Below are 12382 nucleotides of genomic sequence, written 5' to 3'. Positions count from 1 at the left end.
CCCGCGCAGGCGGGAACGACGAACTTACAACCGTTCAATAATCGTGACGTTGGCCAGCCCGCCGCCCTCGCACATGGTCTGCAGGCCATAGCGCCCGCCGGTGCGTTCCAGTTCGTGCAGCAGCGTGGTCATCAGGCGCGCGCCGGTCGCGCCGAGCGGGTGGCCCAGTGCGATCGCGCCGCCATTGGGGTTGGTGCGCTCGGGTGCGTAGCCGGTCTCGGCCAGCCACGCCATCGCCACCGAGGCGAAGGCTTCGTTGATCTCGACCACGTCGATATCGGCCATGCGCAGCCCGCTGCGCTCCAGCGCGCGCTTCGTCGCCGGAATCGGCGCGGTCAGCATCCACAACGGGTCGTCGCCCAGCACGCTCATATGGGCGATGCGCGCGCGCGGCGTCAGGCCGTAGCGCTTGAGCGCGTCCTCGGAAACGATCAGCAGCGCGGCGGCGGCATCGGCGGTCTGGCTGGACACGGCAGCGGTCAGCGCGCTGCCCGGCATCAGCGGCTCCAGCGCCGCCATCTTCGCCAGCGTGGTATCGGGGCGCGGGGTTTCATCCCGGGTCACGCCTTCGCACGGCACGATCTCGCGCGCGAAGCGGCCGCCCTCGATCGCCGCGGCCGCGCGCTGGTGGCTCTCCAGCGCATACGCCTCCATCGCCTCGCGCGACAGCTTCCAGTGCTCGGCAATGCGCTGCGCGGCGTGGAACTGCGATACCGGCGCATCGCCGAAGCGCGCCTGCCAGCCCTTGCTGCCCGAGAACGGGTCGGCAAAGCCCAGCGCCTGTCCGGCCAGCATCGCCGACGAGATCGGGATCTGCGTCATGGTCTGCACGCCGCCGGCGATCACCACGTCCTGCGTGCCGCTCATCACCGCCTGCGCGGCGAAGTGCACGGCCTGCTGCGACGAGCCGCACTGGCGGTCCACCGTCACGCCCGGCACGGTCAGCGGCAGGCCTGCTGCCAGCCAGGCGCTGCGCGCGATATTGCCGGCCAGCGGACCGATGGTGTCGACGCAGCCGAACACCACGTCGTCATAGTCTTCCGGGGGAATGCCGTTGCGGCGCACCAGCTCGGCCAGCACGAAGCCGCCCAGGTCGGCCCCGTGGACGTGCGACAGTCCGCCCTTGCGGCGCCCGGTGGGCGTGCGCAGGGCATCAACGATATAGGCGTCTTTCATGGTCATTGGTCTCCTCGGGAATCGGGCCATTCAGGCAAAGGTGGCGCCGGCACCGATCGCGTGCTCGCCGTCCAGGATGTGCGCGCCCAGGCGCGCCTTGTGGAAGGCGCGGTCGCCCCAGCTTCCCGCCAGGGCCCAGGCGCGCTTGGTGAAGATCTGCAGGTCCAGCTCCCAGGTGTAGCCCATCGCACCATGCACCTGGATCGCCTGGCGTGCCGCGCTCCACGCGCAGCGCGCGGCGGCGACGCGGGCATGCGAAACATGCAGGCCGGCATGCGGCAGGCCATGCGCCAGCGCCGCGGCGGCGCGCAGCAGCACCGGCTTGGCGAACTCCAGCTGGATCGCCACGTCGGCCAGCAGGTGCTTGACCGCCTGGTAGGCGCCGATGGCCTTGCCGAACTGCTTGCGCTGCGCGCTGTAGTCGATCGCCAGGTCGAGCATGCGCTGGGTCAGGCCCAGCTGCTGCGCGGCCACGCCGAGCGCGCCGCGGTTCAGCGACGCGTCCCAGAGACCGGCACCAGCTCCGGCCGGCACCAGCTCGGTTTCGGCGCTTGGCGTCCACGCCAGCTCGAACAGCCGGCGCGAGGGATCCAGGCCGGTGCGCGCGGTCAGCGTGGCCTGCTCCGGCCGCAGCAGGTGCACGGCGCCTTGATGCGCGCACAGGATGGCATCGGCGACGTGGGCGTCGGCCACCAGTCGCTGCTGCGGATGCGCCACCGCCACGCGGGCCTCGCCGGCGGCGATGCGTTCCAGCAGCGCGGTGCAGCGCTCGCGCGTTGCCGCGTCGGGCGCGGCGGCGAGGGCATCGCGCAGCAGGCCGGCGGCCACCAGCGCGGTGTCGAGCAGCGGCTCGGGCAGCGCGAAATAGCCGCATGCCTGTGCCAGCGGCGCCCATTCGAGCTCGCCCAGCCCCAGCCCGCCCTGCCCCGCCGGCACCATCACGGCGGTCATGCCCTGGTCGGCCAGTTGCCGCCACAGCGCATCGGAGCGGCCGGTCTCGGTGGCCCACAGCTCGCGCGTCAGCTCCGGCGTCATCTCGGTCATCAGGAAGCGCCGGATCGCCTCGGCAAACTGTTCCTGCTCTTCGGTCAATGCGAAATCCATGTCTATTCCCCGGGTGCCGTCATGCGCGCGGCATGCCGAGCAGGCGCTCGGCGACGATGTTGCGCTGGATCTCGTTGGTGCCGGCGTAGATCGGTCCGGCCTGCGCGAACAGGAAGCCGTCCAGCCAGTGGCCGAGCGAACCCGGCGGCTGGCCGGCGGGCGCGACTTCGGCGGCCTGCCCCAGGATGGCCAGCGCGGTATCGTGCATATGGATGTCCAGCTCGGACCAGAACACCTTGTTGGTGCTGGACTCCGCGCCGATATGGCCGCCCTTTACCAGCCGGCTCGCGGTGGCGTAGGTGGACAGCGTGTAGGCCTCGGCATCCATCCACGCGCGCAGCACCGCCTCGCGCAGCGACGGGTCGCGGTCCGCGGCGTCGCGGTTGGCCTGGTACAGCCGCACCAGCGCGCGCGCGGTTTCCTGGAAGCGGGCGGGCGAGCGCAGCATCAGGCCGCGCTCGAAGCCGGCGGTGGCCATCGCCACCTGCCAGCCGGCGCCCTCGGCCGCCAGCCGGTTTTCCACCGGCACGCGCACGTCGTCGAAGAAGATCTCGGCAAAGCCGGTCTGGCCGTTGAGCTGGCGGATTGGCCGCACAGTGATGCCCGGCGTATCCAGCGGCACCAGCACGAAGGTCAGCCCGTGGTGGCGCGTCGACGCCGGGTCGGTGCGGAACAGGCCGAACAGCCAGTCCGCCCACACCGCGCGCGTCGACCAGATCTTCTGGCCGTTGATCACATAGTCATCGCCGTCGCGGATCGCGCTGCAGCGGATCGCGGCCATGTCGGAGCCGGCGTTGGGCTCGGACCAGCCCTGCGCCCAGATATGCTCGCCGGCGGCCATGCGCGGCAGGAAGCGCGCCTTCTGCGCCTCGGTGCCGAATTCCATCAGCGTCGGCCCCAACAGGAAGATGCCGTTCTGGTTGACGCGCATCGGCGCGCCGGCGCGCCAGTACTCTTCCTCGAAGATCAGCCATTCGATCAGGTCGCAGCCGCGCCCGCCCAGCTCGGCCGGCCACGTGACCATGCTCCAGCGGCCCTGGTTGAGCGTGGCTTCCCAGGCTCGGTGCTGGGCGAAGCCGGCTTCCGTGTCGAAGCTTTCGAGCGGTGTGCGCGGCACGTGCGCGGCCATCCAGTCGCGCACCTCGGCGCGGAAGGCGCGCTGGGCGTCGGTGTATTCAAGCTGCATCGCGCGCTCCCTGTGCGAAAGAAGCTTCCCGGCCTTCGACAAAGGCGGCGCGCGCCTCGCCGGAATCGGCGCTCATGTACGCCTGCAGCGTGAAGCCCTGCTCCCAGCGGTACTTGTCTTCCAGGTTGCCGTCTTCCACGCCGTTGAGCGCTTCCTTGGCCAGCTGCAGCATGGCGGGGCTCTTGGCGGCGATCTGGCGCGCCAGCGCCATGGCGGCGTCGCGCAGTTCGGCGCGCGGCACCACGCGCTCGACCGCGCCCAGGCGATAGGCCTCCGCGGCGTCGATCATCTCGCCGGTGAAATACATCGCCCGCACCTTCTGCACGCCGAACATGCGCTGCAGGTGCGCGCCGCCGCCCATGGCGCCGCGGTCGATCTCGGGCACGCCAAAGCGCGCGCACGCCGACGCCACGATGATGTCGGCCGCGCCGCAGATGCCGATGCCGCCGCCCAGCACGAAGCCGTGCACGGCCACGATGACCGGCTTTGGATTGCGGTGCACGGCGCGGAAGGTGGCGTAGTTGCCGGCATTGACGCCGACGATGCGTTCCGGATGCGCCGATAGCTCCTTGATGTCGACGCCGGCGCAGAAGCCGCGGCCTTCGCCGCGCAGCACGATCACGCGCACCGCGGGATCGGTGCCGAGGCGGTCGATGGCTTCGGCCAATGCATGCCAGCCGGCATTGTCGAGCGCATTGACGGGGGGGTGGTCGATCACCAGCTCGGCGATGCCGTTGGCGGTGTCGATGTGGAAGGGTTGGTCGTTCGTGTTCATGGTGGCTTTGCCTGTCATGTTGGTTTGTGCGTTGGGTCGGCTTTTTGCGGCTCGCTGCGATGGAAACGCCGGCCCTCTCCCCGGCCCTCTCCCCGGCCCTCTCCCGCAAGCGGGAGAGGGAGTACACAGGCGGGATGCCGAACGCATGTGGCACTTGCCCATGCCGCCGGTTTGCTCCCCTCTCCCGCTTGCGGGAGAGGGGCTGGGGGAGAGGGCCGGCGCATCAACGAAGCTCAGCCTCTCGCATAACCAGCGCCTCCATCCGCGCCAGCGCCTGCCCGACCATCCCCGCCACGATCTGCTCGCACGATTCGATCGCACCGATCGCCGCGGCCGCCTGCCCGCTGGGCAACACGCCCTCATCCGGGCACCCCTCCACCATCGCGCGCTGGATCAGCACCGGCGCGTTGGCGGCCATCAGCGTTTGCGCGGCGCTGTAGTCCTGCTCCCGCATCGCGCGCCAGGCGGTCGCCAGCAGCTGCGTGCTGCGCATGCCGGTGCGCGCTTGCCACTTGCGCGCGGCGGCAAGCGCGAGCCACGTGCGGCGCAGCGGGCCAGCCTTTTCCAGTCCGACCAGCAGGTCGTTGTCGATCATCCGTTGCGGCAGCCCGTCGATCGCCAGCGAGACGCGGATCTGCCCCGCGTCACGCACCTTGACGTAGCGCTCCAGCGTCTGCGCCGGCACCGGCGACTCGGCCGACATCAGGAAGCGCGTGCCCATCGCCACGCCGGCCGCCCCGTACGCCAGCGCCGCGGCCAGCCCGCGGCCATCGAAGAAGCCGCCCGCCGCCACCACCGGCACGCTGACGCTGTCCAGCACTTGCGGCAGCAGCAGCGTGGTCGGCGTGCCGCCGGTATGGCCGCCGCCCTCGCCGCCCTGCACCGTGACCACGTCCGCACCCAGTTCCACGGCCTTGGCGGCGTGCCTGGCGGCGCCCACCGTCGGCATGCAGACGATGCCCGCGGCCTTGAGCCGGCCCACCATCTTTGCGTCCGGCCCGCGCCCGTAGCTGACCGCGCGCAGCCCGTGGCGGATCGCCATCTCGATGACTTCCTCTGCGTTGGGCTGGAACATGTGGAAGTTGATGCCGAAGGGCCGGTCGCTGAGCGCCTTCACGCGCAGGATCTCGCGCTCGACGTCGCCCGGCAGGATCGTGGCGCCGGCCAGGAAGCCAAAAGCCCCGGCGTTACCGCTGGCGGCGACCAGCTTCGCATCGGCGACCCAACCCATTGCCGTCTGCACGATCGGATAACGGCAGCCGAGCAGGTCGCACAGCACCGTGTGCAGGCTCGCGGTGCTCATGCCTTGTCCTCGCCGCCGGTGCGCTGCGACGCCGCCATCGCGCGTGCGTCGTAGCCGCCCAGCTTGTCGCCGCTGACCAGTTCGTTGTGCGCATGCGCGAAGTGGTGCCAGGCAAAGACTGCATCCATCGCCGTGCGCTTGCCCTGCAGGTCTTCGACGTGGTTGACCGCCTGCTTGGTCAGCGTCAGCCCCAGCCGCGGCATCTGCGCGACCTTGGCGGCCATGCCGTAGACCGTGTCCTCGAGCGCGTCGCGCGGCACCACGCGGTTGACCATGCCCATGCGCTCTGCGCGCTCGGCGCCCATGCGTTCGCCCAGGAACAGGAATTCCTTGGCGATGCGCGGGTGCAGCTCATACGCATGCGCGAAGTACTCGACGCCGGGAATTCCCATGCGCACCACCGGATCGGCAAAGAAGGCATCGTCCGATGCCACGATCAGGTCGCACACCCACGCCAGCATCAGCCCGCCGGCGATGCAGGCGCCATGCACCATGGCGATGGTGGGCTTGGGCAGCTCGCGCCAGCGCCGGCACATGCCCAGGTAGACCTCCTGCTCGCGCGCATAGAGGAACTCGCCGCCGGGCTTGTCGACGTGGTCGTACCAGAGCGAGGCGCGCTCGAACGACTCGTTGATGTCGCGCCCCGGCGTGCCGATGTCATGCCCGGCCGAGAAGTGCTTGCCGGCGCCGCGCAACACGATCACCTTGACCGCGTCGTCGGCGGCGGCGCGCCGGTAGGCCTCGTCCAGCGCATACGTCATCTTCGAGTTCTGCGCGTTGTGGAACTGCGGCCGGTTCATCGTCACCGTGGCGATGCCGTCGGCGACCTGGTAGAGCACCTCGGCGTTCGGACCAAGGCTGATGGGTTCGTTGGCAGGCGATGTCATGGCAGTCTCAGGCGCGTCCGGAAGGATTGCCGCGCACGATCACGGCACGCAGGTTGTGCGGGTCGAGCTGCGCGATCAGCCGCAGTTCTTCCGGCGTCGGGGCCGCCGTCTCCGGCAGCGCCTCCCCGGAGGTATTGGCCAGCGCAAAGCCGGTGGCGGCCTGCACCTGCTCCAGGCTGACGCCAGGGTGCAGCGAGCGCACGCGGATGGCATGGTCAACGCCGCCGAAATCCATCACGCACAGGTCGGTGACGATCACGCGCAGGTCGACGAAGCTGCGCATGCCTTCGATCTGGCGCGCCGGGTTGTAGCCGACGCTGCAGACCATGTCGACTTCGCCGGCGACAAACGAGCGCGTGCTGTGTCCCGACACGAAGTACGAATTGGCGTGATGGATGCTGTTGCCGGGGAAGCCGCGCGCGCCCAGCAACTGGGTCTTGGGCTGCGCATGGGTGCCGCCCAGGCAGGAGATATTGGCCTGGCCGAAGCGGTCGATCTGCGTCGGCATCACCAGCGCATGGCGGCGCCCGCCCCACAGGCAGTCAAACACGCGCGAATAGCCCATCCAGCCGCTCGCGCGCACCTGGTAGTCGGCTTCGCGCGGGCCCAGCGGCACCGGCGTTTCGACCAGGTAGGCCTCGCCGTCGGTCAGCAGCAGGCCGGGGTTGTGCGCAAGCCGCGCCAGGCCGGCGGCGATGCGCGGGCCGGTGCCGATGCCGGTGGCCAGCACCTCGCCGTCGTCGCGCCAGGCGCGGGCGGCGGCGGCGATCATCAGTTCGGCGCGGGTGAATTCATAAGTGGCGCTCACGGTCGCTCCTTGGGGATCAAAGTACGGGCAGCGGCAGGTCGTGCACGTGGCCAAGGCCGCCGATGCACGCCAGGTAATGCGCTTCGCTGTCGCCCACCACCTCGTCGCGGTAGGCGCGGAAGCCGTCTTCCGCGTCGGCGCTGGCGCAGTAGGACTTCAGCGCCGGCAGGTCCCAGCCATAGGCCGGCGCGCACGAAGTGGGATGGGCGCCCGCCGGCGCGTGCACCACGCCGGTCACCAGCGCGCGCTCGAACGGGTTGCTGCGGGCGCGCGCCAGGTCGGTGTCTTCGAGGCGCGGGTGCAGCGTTTCGCAGCTCACGTAGCAGCGGCGCGCGGCACGGGCGAACCATTCGTCGAAGAACGGATCCGGCCCGTCGATGCGGGTGTTGCCCAGCACATCGCTTTCGTTCACGTGCAGCAGCGCCGCATCCAGCGGGATCGCCGGCATCGCCAGCAGGACCTCGCCATCGTCGTACGGCGAACGGACGGTCTTCAGGTGCGGGTTGCGGTCCAGCACGTCGGTGCCCAGCGCGGCGCGCGTCGGCAGGAACGGCAGGCGCGCGGCGGCCGCGCGCAAGCCCAGCTGCAGCATGCCTTCGTCCAGTTCGGTCACCTCCAGCTGGCCGCGCTCGCGCGCCTGGCGGAAGTACGGCTCGAGCGGGATCACGTCGAGCGAGACAAAGCCGAACACCAGCCGGCGCACCTTGCCGGCCGCGCACAGCATGCCCACCTCGGGGCCGCCGTAGGCCACCACGGTCAGGTCTTTCAGCGGCGATCGCAGGATCTCGCGCACCAGCGCCATGGGCTTGCGGCGCGGGCCCCAGCCGCCGATGCCGATGGTCATGCCGTCGGCGAGCTGGCCGACCACGTCGGCCGCGCTCATGGTCTTGTCGATGGTCTTGGTCATAGGTCTGTGCCGCGCTTAGCGGTATCCGATGCTGAAGTCATGGCCCCACAGGCTCACCCGCGTGGCCTCGTAGGCGGCGTGGCGGCTCCAGTCCACCACCAGCCCGCCGTGGCCGAACTCGAGGTCGAAGCCGCCGGGGGTCTTCATGTAGAAGGAAGTCATGCGGTCATTGCAGTGCTGCCCCAGCGTGGCGGACAGCTTCACCCCCTGCTGCTGCGCGCGGTCCAGTGCGCGGCCCACTTCGGCCATGTCCGGGACCTCGGCCATCACGTGGATGCAGCCGGCTTCCGATGGCATCTCGAAGATGGCCAGGCTGTGGTGGCGGCCGTTGGCGCAGTGCAGGAAGTGGATGCGCTTCTCCGGCTCATTGGGATCGCTGGTGAAGCGCACGCGGAAGATGTCGGACAGGCCGAAACCCATGACGTCGCGCAGGAAGGCATAGGTCTCATCGAAGGCCGGCGCGGGCAGCACGGTGTGGCCGGCGCCCATGGGGTCGGTGACGAAGCGCGGCACCCCCACCGGCGAGACAAAGCGCAGGAAGTCCGAGCGCATGCCCCATGAAACCTCGTGGCGGTTGCCCGACGGATCCGTGAACCATGCCATGGCCTGCACCCGGCGCTGCGCCAGTTCCGCGGGACTGGCCTGCACCACCTCCACCTTGGCCTGGCGCAGCGTGTCGAGCGCATGGCGGTAGGCGGCCTCGTCGGCCAGTTCCCATCCGGATGCCAGGTAGCGGTCGCGCGCGCCGGGCACCACCAGGTAGCGGTAGTCGCGCTCATCCATCTTCACGTACAGCGCACCGCCGGGCGCGCCGGAACAGGCCATGCCAAGCACTTGTTCGGCATAGCCTCGCCATTGCCCGATGTCGGTGGACTCGACCACGATGTAGCCAAGCGCACGAATATCCAACATGCCGGTCTCCTCTGGTTCGATGTGGGTGTTCGATGTGGATGTCGAACGGGGCGGCTGCGGCGCGGCTGCAGCCTGTCGATGGGACCGATTCTTTCGTGTGCCGGCGCCGGATGCATCGTCCTGGCGGACTAGCCGGTATCGCCACGCCGGGCTTACCGGCCGCCCCGCGGGCGCGGCCCGGGGTAGTCCGAACGAGTGATGTGCGGGCCGTGCGCTGGCCGCACCCTCTGCGCGGGGACGAACCTTTCGCAAAGGAGCAGAGATGACGGAATCAGGACAAGCCCGCGTCGCCGTGGTCACCGGCGCATCGCGCGGCGCGGGCCACGGCATTGCGCTGGCGCTGGGTGCGGCGGGCGCCACGGTGTATGTCACCGGCCGCACCGAACAGGAGGGCAGCGCGCCGCTGCCCGGCACCATCCACGCCACCGCGCGCGAGATCGATGCGCTGGGCGGGCGCGGCATCGCGGTCGCCTGCGACCACGGCGACGACGCCCAGGTCGCGGCCCTGTTCCGCCGCGTGCGCGAAGAGGCCGGACGGCTGGACATCCTGGTCAACAACGCGACCTTCCTGCATGACCAGCTGATCCATCCGGGGCCGTTCTGGCGGAAGCCGCTGGAGATGGCGGGCATTCTCGACGTGGGGCTGCGTTCCGGCTATATCGCCAGCTGGCACGCCGCGCCGGTGATGGCCGCTCAAGGGCGGGGGCTGATCGTGTTCACCTCGTCCTTCGGCGCCAACTGCTACATGCATGGGCCGGCCTACGGCGCGCAGAAAGCTGGCATCGACAAGTTCGCGCACGACATGGCGGTGGACCTGCGGCCGTACGGCGTGGCCGCGGTATCGCTGTGGATGGGGCCGCTGCGCACCGCGCGCACGCTGCGGGTATGGGAAGCGCATCCGGACAAGTACGCGGCGTTCGCGCCGGTGGCGGAGACGCCGGAATTCACCGGGCGCATCATCGACGCGCTGTATCGGGATCCGGCGTTGATGGACAAGTCCGGGCAGGTGCTGATCGGGGCGGAGGCGGCGCTGGCCTATGGCATCGTCGATGCGGATGGCGTGCAGCCGCCGTCGTACCGGCAGGCGCTGGGCGGGCCGCCGGCGGTGCATCCGGCGATTGTGGAATAGCGTCGGGCTGGCGGACGCAGCGATGCTTGGCACGCTCCGGCCCTCTCCCCCGGCCCCTCTCCCGCAAGCGGGAGAGGGGAGCAAACAATTGGCAAGCGTCAGCCAGCCCCCGCAGACAACAACCCCGTCGTGAACACGGTCGACCGGATCACCCAGGCCCCTTCCACCCTCACATACACATCCAAATATCGCCCCGTCAGGAAAGTCCGCGACCCACTGGCATCATCCAGCGCCAGGTAAGCCAGATCCCAGCTGCCCTCCGCCGTGCCATCCTCCCGCACGCGAATATCCCCCTGCCCCGCAAAATGCATCTCCCGCAGCGTAGGCCGGCAGGCCAGCTCTGCAAAGCACTGCACCAGCGCATCGCGTCCCGCAAAGGTCCCGATCCGGTCATAGTGGATATGCGCTCCCTCGGCGACAAAGCACGCCCGCATGGCCTCGGGGTCCTTGTCGTCGCAGGCGCGCAAATAGCGCAGCTTGAGCGCACGGATCGCATGGGCGGCCTCGAGCCGGTCCAGCCGTTCGGCAAGCGACTTCATGTCCGTCATCGCGTATCCCTCCGTCACGATGCCCGCAACTGGTACTTCAGCACCTTGCCCGCCGCACTGACCGGCAGCGAACTCACGAACAACACCTCGCGCGGCACCTTGTAGTTGGCCATATGCCGGCGCGCCCAGGCGATCAGCGTGTCGGCGTCCACGCGCGCGCCGTGGCGCAGCACCACGTAGGCGCGGCCGACCTCGCCCAGCCGCTCATGCGGCATGCCCACCACCGCCACCTGGGCCACCGCCGGGTGCGCCACCAGCAGCTTCTCCACCTCCGCCGGGTAGCAGTTGAAGCCGCCGACAATAAACATGTCCTTGATGCGGTCGGTGATGCGCAGGTAGCCGCGCGCATCGAGCGTGCCGACGTCGCCCGTATGCAGCCAGCCGTCGCTGTCGATGGTTTCGGCAGTGGCTTCGGGCAGGCCGAAATACCCCTGCATCACGTTGTAGCCGCGCACCAGCACTTCGCCCGGCTCGCCGGTGGCAACGGTCTCGCCGTGCGCATCGATGCAACGGATCTCGATGCCCGGCATCGCGCGCCCGGAGGTGCCGGCGACGGTCTCGGCGTCGTCGCCGGCGCGCGTCAGCGTGGCAAAGCCGCACGATTCGGTCAGGCCATAGCCGGTGATGATGGTGTCGAAGCCCAGTTCGTCGCGCATGCGCTGGATCAGCGCCGGCGCGATCGCCGAGGCGCCGGTCACCGCCACGCGCAGCGATGACAGGTCGAATTCACGCAGCCGCGGTGCGTTCAGCAGCGTCTGGTACAGCGTCGGCGGGCCGGGCAGCACCGTAATGCCTTCGTTCTCCACGCGGGTCATCACGGCCTCGGCGTCGAACACCAGATGGGGCAGCACCGTGGCCCCGCGCGACAGCGCCGCCAGCCATCCGGCCTTGTAGCCGAAGGTATGGAAGAACGGATTGACGATCAGGTAGCGGTCCCCAGCCCGCACGCCGGTGATGGCGGCCCAGCTGTCGATGGCGCGCAGGTTCTGCGCATGCGCCGTCATCACGCCCTTGGGCCGGCCGGTGGTGCCCGAGGTGAACATGATGTCCATCGGCGTGTCGCCGCGCACGCCGGCCTCGCGCGCGGCAAACGCCGCGATGTCGGTGCGCGGCGCCAGCGCGATGAAGTCTTCCCACGTCAGTTCGTCGGCGCCGGCGGCCCGGCCCTGCCCCGGCCGCAGGATCACCAGCCGCTCCAGCGTTCCCGGGCGGTGCGGCGCCAGCATCCGCGGATAGCTTTCACCGAGGAAGCCGTCGACGCAGAACAGCAGGCGCGCGCCGCTGTCGGCCAGCACCGCGCCGGCTTCGGCCCCTTTCATGCGCGTATTCAGCGGCACCAGCGCCGCCCCCACGCTGTGGGTGGCCAGCGCCGCGATGATCCACTCGGAGAAGTTGGGCGCCCACACCGCGACGCGGTCGCCGGGCTGCACGCCCAGCGCCATCAGCGCACGGCCCGCCTGGATCCGGCCGGCGTCGAGCGCGGCGTAGGTCAGGCGCAGCCCGTCCTCCTGGATGGCGATGCGCTCGCCGTGGCGGCTGGCGGCGCGCCGCAGCAACTCGGGAATAGTCTCGGCAATGCTGTCGTTGGCCGCGGCTTCGATGCCGGCCGGTGCCACAATGGCGTCGAGGGTGTCAGATGGAGTCATG

At 70.0% G+C, this 12382-nt stretch carries 12 protein-coding genes; 1 reads left to right on the top strand and 11 read right to left on the bottom strand.

Annotation, left to right across the window (positions count from 1 at the left end; translation table 11 throughout):
- Nucleotides 1-24 precede the first annotated feature (24 nt).
- From RALTA_RS18175 to RALTA_RS18135, 9 genes are all read right to left on the bottom strand, one after another.
- Nucleotides 25-1176: an acetyl-CoA C-acetyltransferase gene (locus tag RALTA_RS18175; RefSeq protein WP_041232700.1), complete on the bottom strand. Its 1152-nt coding sequence runs from the start codon at nucleotides 1174-1176 to the stop codon at nucleotides 25-27.
- A 30-nt stretch (nucleotides 1177-1206) separates the two neighbouring features.
- Nucleotides 1207-2280 (bottom strand): acyl-CoA dehydrogenase family protein, encoded by a 1074-nt coding sequence (locus tag RALTA_RS18170; RefSeq protein ID WP_012355350.1) that lies wholly within the window; start codon nucleotides 2278-2280, stop codon nucleotides 1207-1209.
- Nucleotides 2281-2299: 19 nt separating this feature from the next.
- Nucleotides 2300-3466 carry an acyl-CoA dehydrogenase family protein gene (locus tag RALTA_RS18165; protein WP_012355349.1) on the bottom strand — a complete coding sequence of 389 codons (1167 nt, stop codon included), beginning with the start codon at nucleotides 3464-3466 and terminating at the stop codon, nucleotides 2300-2302.
- On the bottom strand, nucleotides 3456-4241 hold the full coding sequence (locus tag RALTA_RS18160; protein ID WP_012355348.1) for an enoyl-CoA hydratase family protein: 786 nt from the start codon (nucleotides 4239-4241) through the stop codon (nucleotides 3456-3458). Before RALTA_RS18160 ends, RALTA_RS18165 begins: the two co-directional genes overlap by 11 nt.
- Nucleotides 4242-4464: 223 nt before the next feature.
- Entirely contained in the window at nucleotides 4465-5544 is a 1080-nt protein-coding gene (locus tag RALTA_RS18155) for an NAD(P)H-dependent flavin oxidoreductase (RefSeq protein WP_012355347.1), read from the bottom strand.
- Nucleotides 5541-6431 (bottom strand): enoyl-CoA hydratase, encoded by an 891-nt coding sequence (locus RALTA_RS18150; protein ID WP_012355346.1) that lies wholly within the window; start codon nucleotides 6429-6431, stop codon nucleotides 5541-5543. The genes RALTA_RS18155 and RALTA_RS18150 overlap by 4 nt, the downstream gene beginning before the upstream one ends.
- A 7-nt stretch (nucleotides 6432-6438) precedes the next feature.
- The gene (locus RALTA_RS18145; protein WP_041232458.1) at nucleotides 6439-7239 is read right to left on the bottom strand and encodes a CoA-transferase subunit beta; all 801 of its coding nucleotides are present in this window, start codon (nucleotides 7237-7239) and stop codon (nucleotides 6439-6441) included.
- A 16-nt stretch (nucleotides 7240-7255) separates the two neighbouring features.
- Complete coding sequence (locus RALTA_RS18140; RefSeq protein WP_012355344.1) at nucleotides 7256-8146, bottom strand: CoA transferase subunit A; 891 nt, start codon at nucleotides 8144-8146, stop codon at nucleotides 7256-7258.
- 15 nt (nucleotides 8147-8161) lie between these two features.
- Nucleotides 8162-9058 (bottom strand): VOC family protein, encoded by an 897-nt coding sequence (locus RALTA_RS18135; protein ID WP_012355343.1) that lies wholly within the window; start codon nucleotides 9056-9058, stop codon nucleotides 8162-8164.
- Nucleotides 9059-9320: 262 nt separating this feature from the next.
- Between RALTA_RS18135 and RALTA_RS18130 the strand changes: the two genes are divergently transcribed.
- Nucleotides 9321-10187 carry an SDR family NAD(P)-dependent oxidoreductase gene (locus RALTA_RS18130; protein ID WP_012355342.1) on the top strand — a complete coding sequence of 289 codons (867 nt, stop codon included), beginning with the start codon at nucleotides 9321-9323 and terminating at the stop codon, nucleotides 10185-10187.
- Between the two features lie 98 nt (nucleotides 10188-10285).
- Here RALTA_RS18130 and RALTA_RS18125 read toward each other — a convergent pair whose 3' ends face one another.
- Together RALTA_RS18125 and RALTA_RS18120 are read right to left on the bottom strand one after the other, a co-directional pair.
- Nucleotides 10286-10735, bottom strand: coding sequence for a nuclear transport factor 2 family protein (locus tag RALTA_RS18125; protein ID WP_012355341.1), 450 nt, complete (start codon nucleotides 10733-10735; stop codon nucleotides 10286-10288).
- A gap of 14 nt (nucleotides 10736-10749) precedes the next feature.
- Nucleotides 10750-12381 carry a FadD3 family acyl-CoA ligase gene (locus RALTA_RS18120; protein WP_012355340.1) on the bottom strand — a complete coding sequence of 544 codons (1632 nt, stop codon included), beginning with the start codon at nucleotides 12379-12381 and terminating at the stop codon, nucleotides 10750-10752.
- Nucleotide 12382 lies beyond the last annotated feature (1 nt).

Source organism: Cupriavidus taiwanensis LMG 19424, assembly GCF_000069785.1.
Classification (GTDB): domain Bacteria; phylum Pseudomonadota; class Gammaproteobacteria; order Burkholderiales; family Burkholderiaceae; genus Cupriavidus; species Cupriavidus taiwanensis.
This window is presented reverse-complemented; position numbering and strand designations above follow the sequence as displayed.